The following is a 23,365-nucleotide window of genomic DNA, read 5'->3' as shown; positions in this document are numbered from 1 at the left end:
TCGGGCGAAGGCCAGCAAGGGGCTTATCAGACCAGAGCACCTTCCACCAGCGACTCGGCCAAGGCAAGCTGGGTCTGCTGGCTGGTTTGCAGGCGAGATTTTAGTTGATCGCAGAGGGTCATCAGTTCATCGACTTTAGCGACGATGCGATGCTGTTCTGTTATCGATGGTAGTGGTAATACAATTGAAGATATATGGCCTTGATTGACAGTTTTTTGCCCTGCAGTACTGACAAAAAGATCCGCAATCTTAGCGCGGACAATATTGCTAGAACCAAGTAGATATAGATATTTAGTATTAAACACCTCTATCAAGAAACGCATTCTGATGAAGTGATCACAGTAAATTGCATCATAACTTTCATCACAACCAATAAATCTACCCACAATATCAGAGCTACCATTCACGCGAATGATTAATGTGTCACCTTTCTCTAATAGATATTTATCTATCGATTTGGAATCTATAGATAGTTCTCTTGTATCAACAAGGGATACTTTCCAATCTTTAATGTCAGCCAGTCTTAATACCGTGATTGGGATACCTTCATTATCACCACGACTAGAGGCTCCATTCTGAAACTGTGGCATCAGCGAACCTAATCTGCACCACTCCCACCCCTGCGGTAGCTCAAATGGTTTTTCATCCTCACTGATAACAGGTAGCTGTTTCTCTTTTTTGATTTTCTTCTCTTTGACCAGTCGCGCTTTTTCGGTGGCGATGCGCTCCAGCAGGGCGGAGGCGGGTTCATCGCTCGGGTCTTGCGGTACCAGCTTACCCATCACGGCCAATTGCAGGATAGTCTGTTTCAGGGCGTCAATACTGGCCTCGGTGGTAAAGAGGGTATCGAAGCGAGTGCTTAGCCGCGCCCAGTTTTGCGCCAACTCGTCGGCATCGGCACCGTCTGTGAGCGTAGCGAGCAGGGTCTCCACCAGCGTCTGATGGGCCGCCAGCTGTGATTCGCTACGCAGCTCCAACTGGTCGCAGAGGGCCATTAGCTCATCCACTTTGGCTACGATACGTTGTTGTTCCTCAGCTGGAGGAATTACTACAGGTATTTCTTTTAGCCGTGAAGCTTTTACCCCTGTAGCTGTCATCCCTGAAGAATTATCAATCAGCTGATTTTGAAATGGTGATGCTAATATCTGAATAAGCATAAACCTACTAACAGTAGAATAATGCCACTGAAAACAAATTGCCCTTTGGGCAAGCGCAAAACGTTCATTTATATCAATTACAGCTGCATTACCTAGCGGAGCTTCGGTTGTAAATAGTGTATCCCCAACCCTTGGAAATCCCCTTGTCATCCATTGATCATAATCTGCTTCTGAAATGAACTCCTCTGGGACAAGGTCAATGTAGCCATACCGAATATTTTTGGCAGTAATCAACCTAACACCAGCATCAATTTTATTTGGGGTTTTTCCTCTGTAATCAATAAATTTTGCTATATTGCCGAGTCGAACCCATTTCCAGTGACTTGGACATTCAATATATTCATCAGCAATATCGACAACCTCATTGGCGGATGTCCTTAGTCCTTCCTTTTTCACCAGCCGCGCCTTTTCGGCAGCGATGTGTTCCAGCAGGGCGGAGGCGGGTTCATCGCTGGGGTCTTGCGGTACCAGTTTGCCGCGCACGGCCAACTCCAGGATCAGCTCTCGCAGCTTTTTGATGCCGGTCAGCTCCAGCTTGCTATTGCTGCCGCGCCCGGCACTGCTTTTCGGGCGCACCGCCGCACTCCAGAGATCCAGATGGTCGGTGATCAGGGTATCGAGATGGCTCATGGGGTCGTTCCAAAGTTGGTCGCGGTCAGTGCGGGGGTCAACATATTGATAATCAGGCGGATCAGGGTCTCTTTTTGTGCCGGGGCCGACTCTGCCACCAGTTCGCTAGCGTTCTGCTCAAAGCGCTGCTGGTTGAGGGTGTAGCCCTTGAGCAGGTGTTCTTTTAACAGCCGGGTGGCCCACTGGCGAAAGCGCACTCCTTGCGGTGATTTGACCCGATAGCCGACCGAGATGATGACATCGAGGTTGTAGTGTTGGGTATCGTAGCTTTTACCATCGCTGGCAGTTGTCCGGAAATTCCGGACAACTGCGCTCTCTTCCAGCTCGCCCTCTTTAAACAGGTTGCGAATATGCTCGGAGATGGTGCGTTTGTTTTTGGCAAACAGCTGGGCCAGTTGGGCCTGATTGAGCCAGACGGTCTCCTGTTGCAAAGTGACGTTGATCTCGCCGCTCTCCCCCTCGAAGATGGCAATCTGTTGCGCCGTGTCACTCATGGTCTTGACCTGCCTCGCCCTTGCCGAGCGGCGCCTTGTTGCCCAAGGCGTCACCCAGAATGGTTTTTAGCTGGTCACGCAGGCACTGGATTTCAGCCTGTTCTGTGGCATAGCGCGCCAGCAGCTCGTCAGGGTCATGGCTTATCTGCTCGCCGACATGGGGGTTTTTGATATCGAGGTTAAAGTTACGCTCGATAATGTTGTCGATACCGACCTTCCAGGCTTGCTCGTTCTCTACCCGGGCGGCAAAGCCGTCAGCCTCATCACCCCACCAAGCGATCTCGGCTTCGAACTCCTCGAACTTCATCGGCTTGGTTTTGCTGTAGTTCTTCACCCCGGCCGGATAGGGGTGCTCGTAGAACCAGACATCCTTGGTGGGCTGGCCCTTGGTGAAGAAGAGGATATTGGTCTTGATGCCGGTATAGGGGGCAAACACCCCATTGGGCAGCCGCACTATGGTGTGCAGGTTGCACTCGCTGGTAAGCAGTTGCTTGATCTTGGTTTTGACCCCTTCGCCAAACAGGGTGCCATCGGGCAGTACCACGGCGGCGCGACCGCCCTTGCCATTTGTTGCAGGGGCAAGGACTTCGATAATCAGCTGCAGGAACAGGTCGGCGGTCTCGCGGGTGCGCAGATCGGCGGGAAAGTTCTGCTCGATGCCATCCTCCTCGGTGCCACCAAAGGGCGGGTTGGTGAGGATCACATCGATATCGCTATCCCAGCTCGACAGCGGCTTGTCGAGGGTGTTGCCGTGGCGAATTTGCACCGGCACCTCGATGCCGTGCAGCAGCATATTGGTGGTGCAGAGCAGGTGCGGCAGCTGTTTCTTCTCGACCCCCAGGATCTGCTGTTGCAAGGTCTGATGATCAGCCGAGGTCTCGACATAGTGCTCTTTGACATGATCAAACGCGCAGGCGAGAAAGCCGCCAGTGCCGCAGGCCGGGTCCATGATCCGCTCGCCGAGTTTGGGGTCGATGCGGTTGACCATAAAGCGGGTGACGGCGCGCGGGGTGTAGAACTCACCCGCGTTACCGGCGCTTTGCAGGTCGCGCAGGATCTGCTCGTAGATGTCGCCAAACAGGTGGCGCTCGCTGCTGTCGGTAAAGTCGATCTCGTTGAGCTTGTTGATCACCTGCTTGAGCAGGGTGCCGTTTTTCATGTAGTTGAAGGCATCGCTGAACGCCTCTTTCACCACATAGCCACGGGGGTTGAGACTGATATTGGCAGGCTGGTTTTTCAGGCTGTCGAACAGGTCATCGTTGACGAATGCAAGTAGAGCATCGCCAGTCAGCCCTTCGCTATCGGCCGCCCAGTTGCGCCACAGGAAGCGCTCGGGGATGGGGCAGCGGTAGTTATCCTGCTCAAACTCCAGCTCCTCTTCCTGGGCGTCGAACACTTTCAAAAACAGCAGCCAGGAGAGCTGGCCAAGACGCTGGGCATCGCCGTCGATACCGGCGTCCTTGCGCATGATGTCCTGAATGGATTTGATGACTGAGCTGATGGATGACATGGGATTCTCTGCTTTTTACAAAAATGGTGACGAAAACAGGGGCGAATGCGTCAGGAATATCGATAAAACAAGCGACCATGATTGCCATGGCCGCACTGTTGTTCTGTTGCAGCCCCGGCGTCAGGCGCTCTGCTGCTCACGGTAAATTTCTTGCTCCAGCTCGGTGATAGCCTGCTCGAACTGTTTGGGACCACCAAACCCCTTCTTGGCCAACTCCAGCGGGCGCCCCAACTCGGTAAAAGGGGCGACTTTTAGCGCATCCTTGGTCTCAATCTCGGTCACCCCCTGATCGGCATACTTGTCGAGCAGTCTGGTAAGCACCTGCTGGGCGGTGTCGTTGTACTTGGTGAAGTAGTTGCGCTTTTTGACGTTGTTGGCCCGCTCGCGGCGGGTCAGTGGCGGCTGATCGTATACCACGTGGCAGATAAGGTCGAACGGGTCGAGCTCCTTGCCCACTTCCTGTTCCAGCACCTCCCACAGCACGCCCGCCTGAGCCAATTCATCCATGATGGCTTGCTTGCGCTGCGCGCCTTGCCAGCGTTTGGTGAAGGCATCGAGGGTGGCAAACTCCTTGAGCAGGGTCTTTTTGGTGTAGTCCTTGAAGGATTCGGTCACCAGCTTGCCATCGGCATCGTAATACTGCACCCGCTCGGCAATGACGCTGACCGCCACGCCATTGACATAATACTTGCTGACTCCAGGCGTTGGACCACCCAGCGGGCCTGCGCCCTGCCCCCCTGCGCCACTCTGGCCACCGTCACTACCGGTTGTGTAAGTGCCGGGTTGCTCATCAACCCCGGGGGCAAGCGGATCGTCATTGTTGCTGGGTTCATCGGCTGGCAGTGGATCGGCTCCGTCGATGATATCGTCCAGGCCTTCATCCGGATTGTTGATGTCTGCCGGTTTGACCACCATGACGCGCTCCGGTTCGCCGTCGAAACGGGGATCGGCAAACAGCTCGGTGGCCTTCTTGAAATCGAGAATGGTGAACCAGAGCTTGCCGTACTTGTCGTCGATACGGGTGCCACGGCCGATGATCTGCTTGAACTTGGTCATGGACTGAATGTTTTGATCCAGCACCACCAGCTTGCAGGTCTTTGCATCAACGCCGGTGGTCATCAGCTCGGAAGTGGTGGCAATGACCGGATAGGGCTTTTTCGGGTTGATGAAGTTGTCGAGCTGGGCCTTGCCAAGGTCATCATCGCCGGTGATTTTCATCACATAGCGGTCATCTTTCAACATCTGCTCGGGGTTGAGGTTTGCCAGCGCCCGTCGCATCCGGTCGGCATGATCTATGTCGTTGCAGAACACTATGGTCTTGGCCATCGGGTCGGTTTTCTTGAGGTAGTTGGTGATGGTCTCAGCCACCAGCTGGGTACGCTCGTCGATCACCAGAGTGCGGTCGAAATCCTTCTGGTTATAGATACGGTCTTCAATCAGGTTGCCCTGTTTGTCCATCTGCCCTTTGGTGGGACGCCACCCCTGCAGATCGACATCGATATCGACCCGCACCACCTTGTAGGGGGCAAGAAAGCCATCTTCGATCCCCTCTTTGAGGGAGTAGGTATAAACAGGGTCACGGAAGTAATCGGTGCTGGAGACGGTTTCGGTCTCCTTGGGCGTGGCGGTGAGACCAATCTGGGTGGCCGATGAGAAGTATTCGAGGATCTCGCGCCAGGCGCTGTCTTCGGCGGCGCTGCCCCGATGGCACTCATCCACCACGATCAGGTCGAAGAAGTCGGGAGAGACCTGCTTAAAGGCTTTTTGTGACTCTTCCGGCCCGGTGAGCGCCTGATAGAGGGCAAGGTGGATCTCATAGGCGGGGTCGATCATTCGCCCGGTGACCTTGGTCATGGCCGAGCCAAAGGGCTGAAAATCATTGATCTTGGTCTGATCGACCAGAATGTTGCGATCGGCCAGAAACAGGATGCGCTTCTTGGCGCCCGCCTTCCACAAACGCCAGATGATCTGGAATGCGGTGTAGGTCTTTCCAGTGCCGGTGGCCATCACCAGCAATACCCGATCCTCACCTTTCGAGATGGCTGCTACGGTCTTGTTGATAGCCTGCAGCTGGTAGTAGCGGGGAGATTTGCCGCTGCCATCCGAGTAGTAGTCCTGACTGATGACAGGCAGTTGGGCTTGGGTGTAGCCCTTCCAGGTGCAGAGCTTATCCCAAAGCTGGCCCGGGCCGGGGAACTCCTCCAGCGCGATCTCGGATTCCAGCTTGGCCGGATTGGTCTTGTCATGAAAGACGAAGCCATCGCCGTTGCTGGCAAATACGAACGGCACATCCAGCAGGCGGGCATAATCGAGCCCCTGTTGCATTCCCTTGCCAATCTCATGCTTGTTGGCTTTGGCCTCGATCACCGCCAGTGGCAAGCCCATCTTGTGATAGAGCACGATATCGGCCGATTTGACCTTTTTACGTGCCGCCATCTGGCCGCGCACCACCACTTTGCCATCCCGCAGCTTCACCTCCTGGCGGACCTGGGTCAGGTCATCCCACCCTGCCGCCTTGATGGCAGGCAGCAAGTATTTGGAGATGATGTCGGCTTCGGTGAGGGTCGCTTTGTTGATCTCGGCCATGAGCACTCTTCCGGTCGGGGGACAATATTGCTCAAGATTCTCTCATAAAATCAGCCGGGTTTTGTTGATTTCAGACTCATAAAGCAACAAGGAGAGCTGCTCTTGATAGCGAGCCTTCTGGCCCAGGAAACGTCTGGCAATGACGCCTTAATGTTGTGCTGATAAATGTTAAATACCGCCTATGGCGTGTAAATGATACTTACCCTCTGTAACAGGTAAATATTGATATACCTGCCATAGCGTGTAAATTGGAAGAACGCACGCGACCAGGTAGGCGAATCATGAAAGTAACCAGCGCCAAGCAGCTCAGCGCCTGTATCAAGGATGCCAGGCTTTCTCAGAAGCTCTCTCAAGGCAAAGTGGCCGAGAAAGTGGGGATTAGGCAAGACACAGTCTCCAGCTTCGAGCTCAACCCTGAGTCCACCAAGCTGGAGACCCTGTTCAAAATCCTCGCAGCACTCGAGTTGTCACTGGATATCAAACCCCGCAATGAGTCATCCGATAGTCCGGCATCGGGCTGGAAGGAGGAGTGGTAATGGCCCATCTGGCTGTCTACATGAACGGCTATCGGGTAGGCACATTCACCAAAACTACCAGTGGTGCCCATCAGTTTCAGTACCATGAGTCATGGCAGATATTTCCTCGCCATTTCTATCAGACTGCCAAAGCGGTGGGATTTGAAAAGGTGCAAATGGAAATGATCCTAAACGAAATGGCAAGCAGGGTGGATGAAGTGATCTTGGCCGTCCGTCAGCAGTTACCAGATACATTTCCCGCCCAGATTGCGGACTCGATTCTGGATGGGCTCAGCACCAGAGCGCAGCGCTTAACTCGGTAGTCAACCAAGTGAAATGAATCCTGGCCAGAGACAAAACATAAGCACCAACCATTGCCACCTCACATCCGGGCCCAGTTTTCCCGGTTTCCCACTTTTCCCACCTCTACCTGGCCAGCGTGGGGATGGTTCAGCATAAATAGGGGGCTATCACCATTGTCTGGGTAGTACTTTGGGTGATTTTTCTTAAAAAAATAATAAAAATCTCATCATGCCTATGATTTTTATAGTTATTTACAATCCATCATCTAATCAGATCCAGAACATCGAGTGATGGGTCGCTGACTATCCGGTTGTTACCTGTAAAAGAGCCCTTGATTCCTCAAGGGCTCTTTTATTTTGCGGCCATAGCGATAGCGCACCTGTCGCCCACCGCCGGTGAGTCAACGAGCGAGGGGCGCCCTAGCCTATCGGCATCACCAGCGCCGGTTGGTGAGGATCGCTCAGCCGTTCGGACAGATAGTCCACCAGCAGCCGCACCTTGGGGGAGAGGTGACGATTGTGGGGATAGAGGGCCCAGATCCCCTCCGCCGGGGCCCGCAGTTCGGGCAGCAGTTCGATCAGTTCGCCACGGGCCAGATGGTCGCTCACGTAGTAGTCCGGCAGCTGGATGATGCCGATCCCCTTGAGCGCAGCATCCAGCAGGGCGTGGCCGCTGTTGCACTGCAACAGGCCGCGCACCCGCACGCTGTGGGGGCGACCATCCAGAGTGAAGTGCCACTCGTCGCCGTTGCCCACCAGACAGGTATGGCGGGTCAGCTCGGAGAGGCTGTTGGGCATGCCGTGACGGGCGGTGTAGGCCGGTGAGGCGCAAACATAGGGCACCCGCTGCGCCAGCTTGCGCGCCACCAGGCTGGAGTCCTTGAGGTGACCGAGCCGCAGCGCCAGATCGTAGCCTTCGTGCACCAGATCCAGCAGCTGGTTGGTGAGGTTGAGGGTCACCTCCAGCTGGGGGAAGCGCACCATGAAGTCGTTCACCAACGGGGCGATGCGGCTCTCGCCGTAGGAGACGGGGGCCGTGATGCGCAACGACCCTTGCGGCACCGCCTGATGGCGCCCTACCGCCAGCTCCGCCTCGTAAAGATTGTCGAGTAGCTGGCGGCAGTGGCGATAGTAGATCTCACCAAGCTCGGTGAGCCGCACCTGACGGGTGGTGCGTAGCAGCAGCTTGGCCTGCAGCCTGTCTTCCAGCTGCGCCACCTGTCGGCTGACTTGCGCCACCGACACCCCCAGCTTGCGCGCCGCCGGGGTAAAGCCACCCTGCTCCGCCACGCTGACAAATTCACAGATCCCTTCCCAGCCGAGCATTATTACCTGTGTGTAAAAGTGATTTGATATTTAGCCTTATTATCACCAAATAGAAGAGAAACTACACTGCATACCTGAGTTCATTTCTGTTCACCTACCGCAACAAGAAGGATGTCATTCATGGCACAGGTTCAAACCATCAAGTGTAAAGCCGCCATCGCCTGGGGACCGGGCCAGCCCCTCTCCATCGAAGAAGTGGAGGTCATGCCGCCCCAGGCTGGTGAGGTGAGGGTACGCATCGTCGCCACCGGCGTCTGCCACACCGATGCCTTCACGCTGTCTGGTGAGGATCCGGAAGGGGTCTTCCCCTGCATCCTTGGCCACGAGGGGGGCGGCATCGTCGAGTCCATCGGCGAAGGGGTGACCAGCGTCAAGGTCGGCGATCACGTGATCCCGCTCTACACCCCCGAGTGCGGCGAGTGCAAATTCTGCAAATCCGGCAAGACCAACCTGTGCCAGAAGATCCGCGCCACCCAGGGTAAGGGGCTGATGCCGGACGGCACCACCCGTTTCTCCAAGGATGGCCAGCCCATCTATCACTACATGGGCACCTCCACCTTCAGCGAATACACGGTACTGCCGGAGATCTCCATCGCCAAGGTGGACCCGGCCGCCCCGCTGGAAGAGGTCTGCCTGCTCGGTTGCGGCGTCACCACCGGCATCGGCGCCGTGATGAACACCGCCAAGGTGAAAGAGGGCGAGAGCGTCGCCATCTTCGGGCTGGGGGGGATCGGCCTCTCGGCGGTGATCGGAGCCCGTCTGGCCAAGGCCGGTCGCATCATCGCCATCGACATCAACGAGAGCAAGTTTGAACTGGCCCGCAAGCTGGGTGCCACCGACTGCATCAACCCGAACGATTACGACAAACCGATTCAGGAGGTGATCGTCGAGCTGACCGATGGCGGCGTCGACTTCTCCTTCGAGTGCATCGGCAACGTCAAGGTGATGCGGGCGGCGCTGGAGTGCTGCCACAAGGGCTGGGGCGAGTCGGTCATTATCGGCGTCGCCGGAGCGGGTCAGGAGATCAGCACCCGTCCGTTCCAGCTGGTGACCGGTCGGGTCTGGCGCGGCAGCGCTTTCGGCGGGGTACGCGGTCGCAGCGAACTGCCGAGCTATGTGCAGCGCTACATGCAAGGTGAGTTCCAACTGGACGATTTCATCACCCACACCATGCCGCTGGAGCAGATCAACGAGGCGTTCGATCTGATGCACCAAGGCAAGAGCATCCGCACCGTCATCCACTACTGAGCATGATCGCCCCGCCCGCTATCGTGGGCGGGGTGCAGGAGTTCTTCGATGAATCTGGAGATTATCAGCAGCAACAAAAGCTTCGGCGGCTGGCACAAGCGCTATCGCCACCACGCCAGCGTGCTCGGCTGCGAGATGAATTTTGCCATCTATCTGCCGCCCCAGGCCCTCTCCGGCCAGAAGGTGCCCGTGCTCTACTGGCTCAGCGGCCTCACCTGCACCGATGAGAACTTTATGCAGAAGGCGGGTGCCCAACGCATCGCCGCCGAGCTCGGCATCGCCCTGGTGGCGCCGGACACCAGCCCCCGCGGCGACGGCGTAGCCGACGATCCCGGTTATGACCTCGGCATGGGCGCAGGTTTTTACGTCAATGCCAGCCAGAGCCCCTGGCAGGCGCACTATCAGATGTATGACTACGTCACCCGCGAGTTGCCCGAGGTGATAGAGACCCACTTCCCGGTCTCGACCCGGCGCGCCATCAGCGGCCACTCCATGGGCGGTCACGGTGCACTGATCGCCGCGTTGCGGGAGCCGGGTCGCTACCGCTCGGTCTCGGCGTTCAGCCCCATCTGCCACCCGAGCCGCTGCCCCTGGGGCCAGAAGGCGCTTGGTGCCTACCTCGGCAGTAATCCCTTGTTGTGGCAGGAGTGGGATGCCTGCCAGCTGCTGCGCCACCAGCCGGTCACGCAGCTGCCGACCCTGGTGGATGTGGGGCTGGATGATCCCTTCCTTGCCGAGCAACTGCACATCGATGCGCTGGCAGAAGCGGCCGCCAGCAAGGGGTGGCCGCTGGAGCTCAACCGCCACGAGGGCTATGACCACAGCTACTACTTCGTGGCGAGCTTTATCGAGGCGCACCTGCGCTTTCACGCCCGCCACCTCTGATCAACCCAGGCCCGTCACGGGCCTGTTTGCTTGCCAGATATGATGATCGGGGCGGCTCAGCAGCCAACTCGACTCACCTCACCACTTTCCTCACCCCTCTCCTCATGCTGGGTTGGCGGGTCGTCCCGCGGCTCACTATGCTGACAAGCCGTGTAATATTTTGATTGCCGTACCGGTCTGTTGAGCCAATAGTGGTGCCTCGTGCGTACCAAGCTCTCCATAGCGGTAATGTCTTACCACTGTCTTGTCAGTCCTCACTGCCAAAAGGAATCAGAGCGTGACACAAGCAAGCCCTCACCATGCCACTGCCATCGGTCTGCCTGCATCGACCCGCACCCCGCTGCTGACCGGCAGCGATCCCGAGCAGAAACGGCGCGAGTTGCTCAGCTACTTCTGCCAGACCTTCGATCTCTACGATTCGCTGTTCGACTGCCTGGCTGACGAACGTGCCTGGTTCACCAAGGCGATCCCGCTGCGCCACCCGCTGATCTTTTACTACGGCCACACCGCCGCCTTCTTCATCAACAAGCTGCTGGCAGCCCGCCTGATCGACCAGCGGCTAAATGCCCGCATCGAGGCCATGGTCGCCATCGGTGTAGACGAGATGAGCTGGGACGATCTGGACGAGACCCACTACGACTGGCCCAAGGTCACCGAGCTGCGCAGCTATCGGGCCAAAGTCCGTACGCTGGTTTGCGACTTCATCCGCCAGATGCCAATCACCCTGCCCATCCACTGGCAGAGCCCGGCATGGGTGATCCTGATGGGGATAGAACACGAGCGCATCCACCTCGAGACCTCCAGCGTGCTGATCCGCCAGCTACCACTGACCTGGGTGCGGCCACAACCTTATTGGCCCGCCTGCACCGTAGCGCGCCACCGGATTGACCAGGTGCCCGCCAACAGCCTGCTGCCGGTAGCTGGCGGCAAGGTGCGCCTTGGCAAACAGGACGCCACCTACGGCTGGGACAACGAATATGGCGAGCGCCATATCGAACTGACCCCGTTTCAGGCCAGCCGCATGCTGGTGAGCAATGCCGAGTACCTCGCCTTCGTACATGCGGGGGGTTATGACCAGCAGCAGTGGTGGGATGAGGAGGGGTGGAGCTGGCGCCAGTATGCCAAGGCGCAGATGCCCACCTTCTGGGTCGGTGATCCCACCGAACCAGCGCAATTGCAGCTGCGGCTGATGACCGAGCAGGTCGCCATGCCCTGGGACTGGCCCGCCGAGGTAAACCAACTGGAAGCTGCCGCCTTCTGCCGCTGGCTGGCAGCCCGCACCGGTCTGCCAGTCCAACTGCCGAGCGAGGCAGAGTGGCAGCTGCTGCGCAAGCAGGTACCCGGCGATCAACCGGACTGGACGGAGGCCCCCGGCAATATCAATCTGGCCCGTTTTGCCTCCCCCTGTGCGGTGGATGCCTCTCCTCAGGGGGAGTTCTTCGATCTGGTGGGCAATGTCTGGCAGTGGACCAGCACCGCCATTGATGGCTTCGACGGCTTTCGGATCCATCCGCTCTACGATGACTTCTCCACCCCCACCTTTGATGGCAAACACACCCTCATCAAGGGCGGCAGCTGGATCAGCACCGGCAACGAGGCGCTCAAATCATCCCGTTACGCTTTCCGGCGTCACTTCTTCCAGCATGCGGGTTTCCGCTATCTGGTCTCCCGTTATCAGGAACCCGTTATCGTGAATCCTTATGAAACCGACACCCTGGTCGCACAGTACCTCGACTTCCAGTACGGCCCGAGCCACTTCGGGGTAGCCAACTACGCCAAGACCCTGGCCGAACTGGCCAGCGAGCTGTGCAGCAACCACCAGCGGGCACTGGATATCGGCTGTGCCACCGGCCGCGCCAGCTTCGAGCTGGCCCGCCACTTCCAGCATGTGGACGGGGTGGACTACTCGGCCCGCTTCATCGATGTGGCGCAGGCCCTCGCCAGCCAAGAGAGCTTCCGCTATGCCATCCCGCAGGAGGGCGAACTGGTGGCGTATTGCGAGGCGCGCCTGTCGAGCCATGGGCTGGGGGCGAGCGAGATTGAGCGCATCCACTTCAGTCAGGGGGATGCCTGCAACCTCAAGCCCAAATATGACCACTACGATCTGGTGCTCGCCGCCAACCTGATCGACCGGCTGCGGGAGCCAGCTCGCTTCCTGCGGGATATCGCTCCCCGGCTGCGCAGCGGCGGCCTGCTGGTGCTCACCAGCCCCTACACCTGGCTGGCGGAATATACCCCGCCCGCCAACTGGCTCGGCGGCATTCGTGAAAACGGCGAAGCGCTCACCACCTATCAAGCGCTGCAACGGCTGCTGGCAGCGGAGTTCGAGGAACACTGCCCGCCCCAGGATGTGCCCTTCGTCATCCGCGAAACCGCCCGCAAATACCAGCACACGGTGGCGCAGCTGACCGTCTGGCGCAAACGCTAACCCGCCGATCGGCATGCAGATGTGAAGAGGGAGGCCAACGGGCCTCCCTCTTGTTATGGCAGCAAAAACGGCGCGAGTATCAATGTCCCTGCTCGTGGTAGCGGCGGGCCAGCACGGCGCAGACCATCAGCTGGATCTGGTGGAAGATCATCAGCGGCAGCACCATCACCCCGACGCTGGCGGCGGGGAACATGACGTTGGCCATCGGCACCCCGTTGGCGAGGCTCTTCTTGGAGCCGCAAAAGACGATGGTGATCTCGTCCGCCTTGTTGAAGCCGAGGCGACGGCTGATCCAGACATTCCAGCAGAGCACCAGTGCCAGCAAGACGCAGCTCAGCAGCACGATACTGGCCAGATCGTACCAACTTACTTGACGCCAAATCCCCTGCACCACCGCCTCGCTAAAGGCGACGTAGACCACCAGCAGAATGGAGCTCTGATCCAGCTTGCCGATCATCGGGCGATGGCTGTCGACCCAGCCGCCGATCAGCGGCCGCGACAAATGGCCCAGCACGAACGGCAGCATCAGCTGCACCATGATCGCCTGAATGGAGTGCCAGGTGTCGATCCCCTCCCCCTGCACGTGGATCATCATCCCCACCAGCACCGGCGAGAGGAAGATGCCGAGGATGCTGGAGGCCGAGGCACTGCACACCGCCGCCGACACATTGCCCCCCGCCATCGAGGTGAAGGCGATGGCCGACTGCACTGTGGCAGGCAAAGCGCAGAGGTAGAGGAAGCCAAGGTAGATGGCCGGGCTCAGCCAGCTCGGCACCAGCGGGGTGAGCAGCAGCCCGAGTAGCGGGAACAGCACAAAGGTACTCAGCATCACCACCAGATGGAGCCGCCAGTGGCCGAGGCCCGCCAGCAGGTTCTGGCGCGACAGCTTGGCGCCGTGCATGAAGAAGAGCAATGCCACCGCCAGCTTGGTCAGCAGACCGAACCAGACGGCCACCTGCCCCTCGCAGGGGAAGAGGGAGGCCAGGGTGACCACCGCAATCAGCACAACAGTAAAGGGATCCAGACGCACAAGGAGTCTCCATCAGCGGGCATCCTGCCTTCGTGGCGGAAGGTCAGGAGCGGGGAGGACAAGAAACACAACAGGAGGTGTCTGGCACCTCCCGTTGAAACGAACCTCCAGCTTACCCCGATATCAAAGAGGCGCAACGTTACGCGGCGTTGCACGGCGGTTAATTGTTAATCAATGCTTAACGTCTTTGCTCTGCCAAATAGCAAAAGTTGACGACCAGACTGCCCTGACCGCCCCCCCCCAACGGCGAGAAATGGATAAAAAAACGGGCGACCATGGCCGCCCGTCTCCCGTTGACTGTCAGCCGATCAGCGCTGACTGGCCAGCTTGCCGTTGCCGCTTTTCTTGTCACTACCACCGAGCTTGCGGGCCTGACGCTTCTCGAAGCGGGAGATCCACCAGTAGGCCAGCGCCGAGAAGACTGCGGTCATAAAGACGTTGATGAAGAAGGCGCGCACCAGATCCACCCCGCTCGGGAAGGCGGAGGCGCTCATGCTCACCACGAAGATGGCGATCAGCACCGAGACCACCGCCATGCCGAACTTGCGCGATCCCATGCGAAAATCGCGGGGGGTGTCGTCATGTTTCCAGCGGAACACGAAGTAGGCCACCATGATGAAGATCGGCGGCAACATGGCGGTACCGGCGGTGAGGTTGATGGCGGTGTTCATCATCTGCTGCACCGACTCGGAGCCAAAGCCGTTGACCACCAGCATCACAAACACGAAGACAAACTGCCACCAGGCGGCGCGCACCGGCACGCCATGCTTGTTGAGGCGGGTGGTCTTGTCACCGTAGACACCCTGCGGGATCTCGGAGAAGTGGATCTTCACCGGCGCCGAGGTCCACATCATCATGGAACCGAACATGGCGATGAACAGCACGATACCGACCGCACGACCCACCAACGTCTCGGAAAGCCCGAAGTACTGGGCCATGCCGGTGAAGATCTCCACCATGCCACCGGCATAGGTGAGGCTTTCACGCGGCACGAACACGTTCACCAGCAGGGAACCCAGCGCATACATGGCACCGATGACGATACCGGCGGTGATGATCACCTTGATAAAGGACTTCTGGCCGCCCTTCACATCATTGAGATAGGCCGCCGCCGTTTCGGCACCGCCCGCCGCCTGGAAGATCCAGCACATGATGCCGAGGGTCGCCCAGTTGATGGTGGGGGTCATGGCTGCCATGGTGATGGGTTGGGCCGCCACATGGTCACCGCCGAGCGCAGTCAGGGCACCCAACACATAGATGGCGAACAGGGCAAACACCCCGTAGGCCACCATCTCGGCAATCTTGCCGAGCCAGGTCGCCCCCTTGGTGGAGATATGGGTCGCCGCCGCAAACAGCACGATGGAGATGATCGACGTCACCATGGGCGAGAAGCTGTACTCATAGCCCAGCATGGCGTAGGAGGCGTAGGCGATGACGTTGGGCAGCAACGAGATAAACCAGAACAGGTTAACGAACCAGTAGAGGAAGGAGCCCAGATAGGCCATTCGGGTGCCGAGCGGCTTTTTCAGCCAGTCGTACATCCCTGACTCGGAATCTTTGTTGGCCGAGACGAACTCGGCAATGATGAAGACGAATGGCACAAAGTAGACCAACGTCGCCAGCAGGAAAATGGGGGCAGAACTGAGCCCTAGCTCGATGTTGTTGTTGACGATGTTGCGCACGTTGAACACGGCGGCAAAGGTCATCGACAACAGGGCAAACTTGCCGATGGTGCCGCGTACTGATTCAGACATGATGTCCTCCGGTGGATTCACGCCCCTTCGCACGGGGCGCTTTGACTCTGAATGTGTTCGGCACCAGCCAGCTGGCCGCGCCGTTTACTCTCTTGTTATGGTCAGAGGGGCAGCTCATGGCGCCCCTTCGCGCACACAGGCGCAGCCCTGCTGCCCCGGTGTTAAATCAGTCGCTCGCTTAAACGATCGGGGTACCCGGCGCCATCGGCACCCGCGGTTGCAACAGCACGCTCTGGCTCTCGTCCGGGGTCTCGGCGCAGAGCAACATGCACTCGGATCGCTCGCCGCGCATCTTGGTCGGCTTGAGGTTGGTCAACACCACCACCTCGCTGCCCATCAACTCCTCTTCGCTGTAGTAGGGCACCAGACTGGTGACGGTCTGCAACGGCCGCTCGCCGCCCACGTCGATCTGGACGATATAGAGTTTGTCGGCCCCGGGGTGGCGCACCACCTCCAGCACCTTGCCCACCTTCATCTCGACCCGTTTGAATTCGGCAAACTCGATCGTCTCGCTCATTCCTTTCTCCTTGTGTTCAGTTCTTGTGCTCAATGGTGCAACGGGTAACGGGTGGCCGCAGCCACCCGGTTGATCTCTCTTGGCCACGCGGGCCGGTTTGATCAGGGTTATCGTCAGGATGCCCGGACGGAAATCTGGCTGGTCGGCTGGGCCTCTTTCACCCGCGCGTCAGCACTCAGGGAGGCTTCGTAGCGGTTGTACTTCCACCAGGCGAAGCCGAGGAAAATCACGATCCCGCCGACGTTGTAGAAGATGATGGTCATGATGTCGGCGCCGGTCGGGAAGGTGGAGGCGAGGAAGCCCACCGAGAAGATGGCGATCAGCACCGAGACCACTGCGATACCTGTGGTACGCGAACCCATCTTGAAATCCCGTGGCAAGTGATCCAGCTTCAGGCGCAGATTGAGGTAGGCCAGCATGATGAACAGCGGCGGCAGCATGGAGGCGGCAGCGGTCATGTTGATGACGGTATTCATCAGCTCTTGCGCGGTGTTGGAGCCCAGGGTCGGGATCAGCATCAGCGGAAATACGATCAGGTACTGGATCCAGGCTGCACGGGCGGGCACGCCGTTCTCGTTCAGCTCGACCGTCTTCTTGCCGAAGATGCCGGCCGGGATCTCGGAGAAGAAAATCTTCACCGGCGTAGCCGTCCACATCAGCAGGGAACCGAACATGGCGGTAAAGGAGACCAGACCCACGAAGCGGTTCATAAACACGGCCGGCAGACCGAAATGGGCCGCCAACCCCTCGAACACCTGTACCGAGCCGCCAGTGAAATGCAGGGTATCGCTCGGCACGAACACGTTGATCAGCAGGGAGGCGATGGAGTAGAGCACCCCGATAAAGAGCCCGGCGATGATGATCACCTTCACGAACGACTTGGAGCCCCCTTTCACGTCATTGACGTAGACCGCCACCGACTCGGCGCCACCGGCTGCCATAAAGATCCAGGTGGTAATGCCGAGGAAGGCCCAGCTGAAATCGGGGATCATGGCCTCTACCGTGATGGGGTCGGCCGGTTGTACACCACCGACTAACGCCACACCTGCCAGCAGAATGTAGGAAAGAGTCAGCAGCAGCATCAGGGACGAGGTCACCGAGGTGATGGGGCCGAGCATCTTGGCGCCGTTGGTGGAGACATAGGTGGCAAAGGCAAACAGCACCATGCTCAGACCCGTGGTCGCCAGCGGGGTGAAAATGTATTCGTAGCCCAAAAAGGCATAGGAGGCGTAGGCGATGACCCGCGGCAGCAGCGAGGTGAAGAAAAACAGGTTCACGAACCAGTAGGTGTAGGCGGAGATAAAGGCCCAGCGCCCGCCGAGGGAGCTCTTCACCCAGGCATAGACGCCCGCTTCGGAGTTCTTATTCAATGACACAAATTCCGCAATGATCAGGCAGAACGGAATGAAGTAAAAAATGGTGGCCAGAAAGAACATCGGGGCCGAGGCCAGACCGATCTCGATGTTGTTGTTGATGACGTTGTTGAAGCTGAATACCGCCGCGAAGGTGAGCGACAGCAGACCAAACTTGCCTATCGTATTCCGTTTGGAATCAGACATGGTGCATCTCCAGACCTGTAGTTATTGCAGCGAAAGGGCGGGGCGTGGGTTGTAGGGTGAGCCCCGCCCTTCCGGTTTTTATCAGTGCAGAACCAGCGGCGTGTTATTTGTTCTTGAAGTAGCCGCCTTCGACGGTGACCTTGATGATCAGCTTGCGCACCGGGCTGTCGCCTGTGAACCGGTAAGCCTCGTCGTTCTCGAAGATCACCACCTGACCGTTGCCGACCTTCTGGCGCTCACTCACCTCACCAGCCAGCCACTCGCGATCCGTGGTGTCGTCATAGGCCTGCTCTACTCCCAGCTCGCTTTTGGCAGCCCACTCCACCGTCTCTTCCCCTTCCAGGTAGTAGTGGACGTCGAAGTAGCGACGCTGCCCCTCGAACAGTGAGGTGGCCGGGCTGGCCCCCTCCTGCAAGCGGTAGGTGAGGGAGTCACCGATGGAGTGGCAGATACCGGGCTTGAGGTTGGCCAGATTGTTGATGGCCTCCACGCAGCGGCCCCACTTCTTGCCCTCCCGGTAGATGTTTTTGAACAGGGTCAGGTTGTCCAGGGTGATCATGCGAGGTTCCTCCCGCCGTTGATGGTGAGATCGAGCCCGGCCAGTGCAGCCGGATTGAGGTTGCCGCGGGCGATGGGCAGCAGGGTCAGGCCGAAGCTGAACGGCTCGAAGCGCACCCGCCAGGAGTCCAGCACCTCGGAGCCCCAGGAGTTGGAGCCCAACCCCAGCACCTTGTGATCCAGATTGAGGGTGAGATAACCGCTCGGCTCCAGCTCGTTGATGTGCTGCGCCCCGTGGATATGCTCCCAGCTGTAGGGCCAGACGCTCAGGTTGATGGGAGCATCGGGCCGCACATAGAGACCGGCACCGTGACGGTTGGTCAGGGTCGCCCAGCGCACCTGCTGGCGGTTGCCGTTGTCCTGCGGGAAGGGGTAGTGCTCCCACATCTCGCCCACCGTGCTGTTGAAGCGGTCGATCCAGTTGCTCTGGCGGCTGTCCTGATAGTTTTCACCCGGACCCATGCCAAGGTAGTGCACCCGGTCGAGATCCTGACGAATACCCAGCTCAAAGCCGATCTTGGGAATGATGTCGTCATAGCCGCCGTAGGGCTGACCGGACAGTGCCACATGCAGCTGGCCGTTCGGGCTCAGGGTGTAGACGTAGCGGCAGCGCATGCCGAAGTCGAACACCGGCGGCGCGATCAGGCTCTCTACCGTCACCTCGACCGCCTCACCCAGCTGACGCCAGCTCAGAGTGCGGAAGTGCTCCTGCATGATCTGCAGGTGGTTCGGGTGCCACAGGCTCTCGTACTCCTGCTTGTGGTTGTCGATCATCGGCTTGAAGAAGGTGAGGCGCGGCGACCGCTCAATCAGCTCGATGCCATCCTGCTGCCAGCTCACCAGCTTGCCGTCGAGGCGCGAGAAGCGCAGGGTGAAGCCGCTGCCGCTCAGGGTCAGGTCGAGCCGCTCATCGGCAATCTGCAACGGAGTGGCGTTGGGATTGGCAAAAGGCTGCAGCTGGCGAGTCGACTCTTTCAGCTGGAACTGGTACTGGCCCAACTCGTGCTCCGCAGCACTGTAGCGAGTGGCGGTGGCCTTGATGACCCGCAGCTGGACGAAGGTTTCCCGCCCATCGAGAGAGGGCAGCTCGAGTTGCAACTCTGTGATGGCACCTGGAGCAACCCCTTCCAGCCGGATTTGCTGGCTGGCCAGCAGCTCGCCCTCGGCCTTCACTTCAACCAACAGGCGGATGTCGTCGAGATTGGAGAACCAGTAGCGGTTTTCCAGCTCAAGCTTGCCGTTCGCCAGATCCAAGACCCGAACCTTGACCGGGCAGATCACCTGCTTGTATTCGCGCAGGCCCGGCCCCGGGGTCTGATCCGGATAGATGAGGCCATCCATGCAGAAGTTGTAGTTGTTGGGGTAGTCGCCGTAGTCGCCACCGTATTTGTAAACGGGGCGGCCCTGCTCGTCCTGATCCAGAATGCCGTGATCGCACCACTCCCAGATGTAGTGACCCTGAATGTGGGGATGGCGGTCGAACACCTGCTGGTACTCGCTCAGGCCACCCGGGCCGTTGCCCATGGCGTGGGCGTATTCACAGATAATGCGCGGCTTCTCCATCGGGTACTCGCCGAAGCAGTTCATCTGGGAGACGCGCGAATACATGGTGCTGACCACATCCACCACCTCGGCATCGCGATCCTCTTCGTAGTGCACCAGCCGGGTCGGGTCGAGTGCCTTGCAGCGCTGGTACATGGCTCTGATGTTGCAGCCGTAGCCGGACTCGTTACCCAGCGACCAGATGATGATGGAGGGGTGGTTCTTCTGGGCGTGAACGTGGCGCTCGATGCGATCCACGAACACCGGCTCCCAGAAGGGGTCGTCGGTGATACGACTGAGATCGCCGACGTTGGCAAAACCGTGGGTCTCCACGTCGGTCTCCGCCATCACGAATAGACCGTACTGGTCGCACAGCTCGTAGAAGCGCGGGTCGTTCGGGTAGTGGGCGGTACGCACCGAGTTGAGGTTGTGCTGCTTCATCAGCACGATGTCGCGCTCCACCCGATCCATGCCGACCGCACGGCTCTTGAGGTGATCGTTGTCGTGACGGTTCACCCCGTGCAGCTTGAGGTAGTGGCCGTTGACGTAGAAGAGGCCATCTTTGACCTTGATTTCACGCACCCCGACCCGCTGCGGGATCACTTCCAGCAGCTCGCCCTGACCGTTGTAGAGGGAGAGTTGCAGCTGATAGAGGTAAGGGTCTTCGGCGCTCCACAGGTGAGGGTTGGCCAGATCCAGCGTGAAGCGGCAATCACACTTGCCGTCGATGGCGAGATGATCGAGCGAACCGCTGGCGATCTCGCTGCCCTGATCCAGCAGCGACCAGACCAGACGGTGATCACGGGCAGCCGCCCCCAGATTTTCCAGCTGGATATCGCAGCTCAGGGTAGCGCTCTGGCCGGCAATCTGATTGTCATCGGCCAGCGCGGTGCGGATGAAAAAGTCCTGCACATGGGCGGCCGGTTTGCCCACCAGATAGACGTCGCGGAAGATCCCTGCCATCCACCACATATCCTGATCTTCGATATAGGTGGAGTCGGCCCACTGCATCACCCGCACCGACAGCAGGTTCTCGCCGGTGTTGGCGTAGGCGCTGATGTCGAACTCGGCGGTGAGGCGGCTGCCCTTGCTGAAGCCGACATAGTGGCCGTTCACATAGACCTCGAAGTAGGTCTCCACACCATCAAACTTGATGATCACCTGCTCGCCGTCCCAGGCCGGGCTCAGCGTGAAGCTGCGCTGATAGGCGCCGGTGGGGTTGTTGGTCGGCACGAAAGGCACGTCGATGGGGAAGGGAAAACCTTCGTCGGTGTACTGCAGATTGCCATGCCCTTCCATCTGCCACATGTTGGGCACTGTGATCTGGCCCCACTCGCTCATGGGGCTGTGATAGAAGGCTTCCGGCACCTGCAGGGGGTGCGCAAAGTAGTTGAACTGCCACTGGCCGCTCAAGGAGAGAAAGCGGCGGCTCAGCTCGCGCTGCATGGTGGCCGCCAGCGCGTGGTCGGCATAAGAGAAGAAGTAGGCGCGCGGAGCCAGCCTGTTTTCACCAACGAATTGAACGTTTTCCCAGTTATTCACATGTCCTCCCGGAACAAGGCAACTTTGACTGGGTAAACTCTAGATAAACATTTACTAAATATCAGCGAATGATTGGTAAACTTTTAACCAGATCACATCCGGTGACCCACTTTGTGAGCTATCTCAGATTACTGGCTTAAAGCGCACCGACAAGAACAGATATGGCACGGTTATTGATGTATTTAACTATATCCAGATGGTAATTCACTGATTATAAAGGGGTTTATTTGATAGATGTGGGGAATGTAGGCGGGGTTGGCTACATCATGAATGCCATGATGTAGCCAAGATAATGCAGGGTTTTAGTAAAACTAACGAGTTGTGCCACGCAGGGTCAGATGACTCGGCACCAGTACCCGCAGGGGAATGTCACGCTCGTCACGCAGCCGTTCGACCAGCAGATTGACCCCCTGGGAGCCCATCAACTCGGAGTGGATCCGCACCGTAGAGAGCGGCGGGAAGGTAAACTTGGCGGTCGGGATATCGTTGACGCTGATCAACTCGATCTGCTGGGGAATGGCCAATCCCCTCTCGTGGATGGCACGCAGCACCCCGATGGCGATGGAGTCGGAGGCAACGAACAGCGCCTTGGGCCAATCCCCTGTCAGCATCTCTTTTGCCAAGCGGTAGCCAGAGGCACTGGAGAAGTCGCCGCGATAGAGATCACTCTCCTGCACTACCCCCAACCGCTGGCCATAATCCCGGAAGGCCAACTCACGCAGATCCGGGTTCTCATCCTGCCCACCGATATAGCCGATGCGCTGGTGTCCCTGAGCGATAAAGTAATCCACTACTTGCTGGCTGATCAGAGCGAGATCCACGTCGACCGAGTCAAACTCCTCCATGGCACGGGAGTCAACAAAGACCAGCATGCTGGAGCAGGTTCGCAGCTGCGCCAGACGCTCGGCAGAGAGGCTCCCCACCACCAGGATACCATCCACCGCGGTCAGCTCGCGTCCCTCACCACAATTGTAGAGGTGGGTCAGTTCGATATTGAGGCGGGCACTCTGGGTCTCGATGCCATAGCGAATGGCGAGATAGTAGGGATCATTGACCTCAGTACTCTGCGGGTAGGAGTAGACCACCAGAAAGTGCAGTTTGCTCTTGTGAACCCCCTTGCGGGCACTGCTGGTCTTGTACTCCAGCCGTTCGGCAATCTCGAAGATCCGCTGCCTGGTCTCTTCCTTGACGCTCAGGCTGGGATCCTCGTTCAGTACCCGGGATACCGTGGCGAGCGAAACCCCCGCCTCCTGTGCTATTTCCTTCAACGTAGCCATCAATACCTCTCTGGCAGCATCACTTGTTAATCGGTAACGGCTAAAGAGTAACGGGCAATCCCTTGATAGCCCAGCATTTTTACTAAAATGCCGGCAGCAGAGCGGATTTTTGGAACGCGCAAATGCAAAAAGGCCTCCCGAATGGGAGGCCTCTTCTAAATAGGTGCCTGACAGTGTCCTACTCTCGCATGGCGAATGCCACACTACCATCGGCGCTACCGCGTTTCACTTCTGAGTTCGGCATGGGATCAGGTGGTTCCACGGCGCTATTGCCGTCAGGCAAAAGCTTTATTACTTAATACTGGTGCTGATACCCAGAGTCGAACTGGGGACCTCATCCTTACCAAGGATGCGCTCTACCAACTGAGCCATATCAGCACACTAACCGGTAAAGAACACACTGTGTGCGTTATCTAAATCTTCCGTCCAACACAACCTTACGTTGTATCGCGACCAACCACATCGCTGTAGTTGCTTAATTAAAGCCTGGCAGTGTCCTACTCTC

Annotated in this window: 17 protein-coding genes, 1 tRNA gene and 1 rRNA gene; 5 read left to right on the top strand and 14 right to left on the bottom strand. The window is 58.3% G+C overall.

The features are described 5' to 3' along the window. Positions 1–26: 26 nt before the first annotated feature. The 4 genes from CF137_RS13710 to hsdR form a co-directional block, all read right to left on the bottom strand. Positions 27–1,787 (bottom strand): restriction endonuclease subunit S, encoded by a 1,761-nt coding sequence (locus tag CF137_RS13710; RefSeq protein ID WP_139719685.1) that lies wholly within the window; start codon positions 1,785–1,787, stop codon positions 27–29. Then, positions 1,784–2,281, bottom strand: coding sequence for a virulence RhuM family protein (locus CF137_RS13705; protein WP_139719683.1), 498 nt, complete (start codon positions 2,279–2,281; stop codon positions 1,784–1,786). Before CF137_RS13705 ends, CF137_RS13710 begins: the two co-directional genes overlap by 4 nt. Beyond that, positions 2,274–3,791: an N-6 DNA methylase gene (locus tag CF137_RS13700; RefSeq protein ID WP_139719681.1), complete on the bottom strand. Its 1,518-nt coding sequence runs from the start codon at positions 3,789–3,791 to the stop codon at positions 2,274–2,276. Before CF137_RS13700 ends, CF137_RS13705 begins: the two co-directional genes overlap by 8 nt. A 120-nt stretch (positions 3,792–3,911) precedes the next feature. Continuing rightward, positions 3,912–6,377: an EcoAI/FtnUII family type I restriction enzme subunit R gene (hsdR, locus tag CF137_RS13695; RefSeq protein ID WP_139719680.1), complete on the bottom strand. Its 2,466-nt coding sequence runs from the start codon at positions 6,375–6,377 to the stop codon at positions 3,912–3,914. A gap of 281 nt (positions 6,378–6,658) precedes the next feature. Between hsdR and CF137_RS13690 the strand changes: the two genes are divergently transcribed. Next, positions 6,659–6,913, top strand: a complete 255-nt coding sequence (locus CF137_RS13690) for a helix-turn-helix domain-containing protein (protein WP_042047685.1) — start codon at positions 6,659–6,661, stop codon at positions 6,911–6,913. Further along, positions 6,913–7,215 carry a hypothetical protein gene (locus tag CF137_RS13685; RefSeq protein ID WP_240038553.1) on the top strand — a complete coding sequence of 101 codons (303 nt, stop codon included), beginning with the start codon at positions 6,913–6,915 and terminating at the stop codon, positions 7,213–7,215. The genes CF137_RS13690 and CF137_RS13685 overlap by 1 nt, the downstream gene beginning before the upstream one ends. Positions 7,216–7,614: 399 nt before the next feature. On the opposite strand, the gene CF137_RS13680 is transcribed toward CF137_RS13685, so the two are convergent. Beyond that, the gene (locus tag CF137_RS13680) at positions 7,615–8,520 is read right to left on the bottom strand and encodes a LysR substrate-binding domain-containing protein (protein WP_139719678.1); all 906 of its coding nucleotides are present in this window, start codon (positions 8,518–8,520) and stop codon (positions 7,615–7,617) included. A gap of 120 nt (positions 8,521–8,640) precedes the next feature. Here CF137_RS13680 and CF137_RS13675 point away from each other — a divergent pair, with 120 nt between their 5' ends. From CF137_RS13675 to ovoA, 3 genes are all read left to right on the top strand, one after another. Beyond that, entirely contained in the window at positions 8,641–9,768 is a 1,128-nt protein-coding gene (locus tag CF137_RS13675; RefSeq protein ID WP_139719676.1) for an S-(hydroxymethyl)glutathione dehydrogenase/class III alcohol dehydrogenase, read from the top strand. A gap of 48 nt (positions 9,769–9,816) precedes the next feature. Next, the gene (gene fghA, locus CF137_RS13670; RefSeq protein WP_139719674.1) at positions 9,817–10,653 is read left to right on the top strand and encodes an S-formylglutathione hydrolase; all 837 of its coding nucleotides are present in this window, start codon (positions 9,817–9,819) and stop codon (positions 10,651–10,653) included. A gap of 277 nt (positions 10,654–10,930) precedes the next feature. Continuing rightward, the gene (gene ovoA, locus CF137_RS13665) at positions 10,931–13,081 is read left to right on the top strand and encodes a 5-histidylcysteine sulfoxide synthase (protein ID WP_139719672.1); all 2,151 of its coding nucleotides are present in this window, start codon (positions 10,931–10,933) and stop codon (positions 13,079–13,081) included. Between the two features lie 79 nt (positions 13,082–13,160). Here ovoA and CF137_RS13660 read toward each other — a convergent pair whose 3' ends face one another. The 9 genes from CF137_RS13660 to CF137_RS13620 all read right to left on the bottom strand — a co-directional run bounded on the left by CF137_RS13660 (position 13,161) and on the right by CF137_RS13620 (position 23,238). Beyond that, on the bottom strand, positions 13,161–14,111 hold the full coding sequence (locus CF137_RS13660) for a bile acid:sodium symporter family protein (RefSeq protein WP_139719670.1): 951 nt from the start codon (positions 14,109–14,111) through the stop codon (positions 13,161–13,163). Between the two features lie 308 nt (positions 14,112–14,419). After that, complete coding sequence (locus CF137_RS13655; RefSeq protein WP_139719667.1) at positions 14,420–15,865, bottom strand: amino acid permease; 1,446 nt, start codon at positions 15,863–15,865, stop codon at positions 14,420–14,422. Positions 15,866–16,043: 178 nt separating this feature from the next. Further along, on the bottom strand, positions 16,044–16,382 hold the full coding sequence (locus CF137_RS13650; protein WP_005342042.1) for a tRNA-binding protein: 339 nt from the start codon (positions 16,380–16,382) through the stop codon (positions 16,044–16,046). A gap of 113 nt (positions 16,383–16,495) precedes the next feature. Next, complete coding sequence (locus tag CF137_RS13645; protein WP_139719665.1) at positions 16,496–17,941, bottom strand: amino acid permease; 1,446 nt, start codon at positions 17,939–17,941, stop codon at positions 16,496–16,498. Between the two features lie 103 nt (positions 17,942–18,044). After that, positions 18,045–18,500 carry a beta-galactosidase subunit beta gene (locus tag CF137_RS13640; protein ID WP_139719663.1) on the bottom strand — a complete coding sequence of 152 codons (456 nt, stop codon included), beginning with the start codon at positions 18,498–18,500 and terminating at the stop codon, positions 18,045–18,047. Beyond that, a complete protein-coding gene (ebgA, locus tag CF137_RS13635) occupies positions 18,497–21,583 on the bottom strand; it encodes a beta-galactosidase subunit alpha (RefSeq protein ID WP_139719661.1) in 3,087 nt (1,028 codons plus the stop codon). The genes CF137_RS13640 and ebgA overlap by 4 nt, the downstream gene beginning before the upstream one ends. Positions 21,584–21,894: 311 nt before the next feature. Next, positions 21,895–22,860 carry a transcriptional regulator EbgR gene (gene ebgR, locus CF137_RS13630; protein WP_139719659.1) on the bottom strand — a complete coding sequence of 322 codons (966 nt, stop codon included), beginning with the start codon at positions 22,858–22,860 and terminating at the stop codon, positions 21,895–21,897. Positions 22,861–23,025: 165 nt separating this feature from the next. Then, positions 23,026–23,140 (bottom strand): 5S ribosomal RNA (rrf, locus tag CF137_RS13625). 22 nt (positions 23,141–23,162) lie between these two features. Continuing rightward, positions 23,163–23,238 (bottom strand) — tRNA-Thr (locus tag CF137_RS13620). Positions 23,239–23,365: the final 127 nt, after the last annotated feature.

The sequence above is a fragment of the Aeromonas sobria genome, assembly GCF_006243315.1.
GTDB classification, from domain to species: Bacteria; Pseudomonadota; Gammaproteobacteria; order Enterobacterales; family Aeromonadaceae; genus Aeromonas; species Aeromonas sobria_A.
Note: the sequence above shows the minus strand (reverse complement) of the source record. Positions and strands in the feature narration are given on the sequence as shown.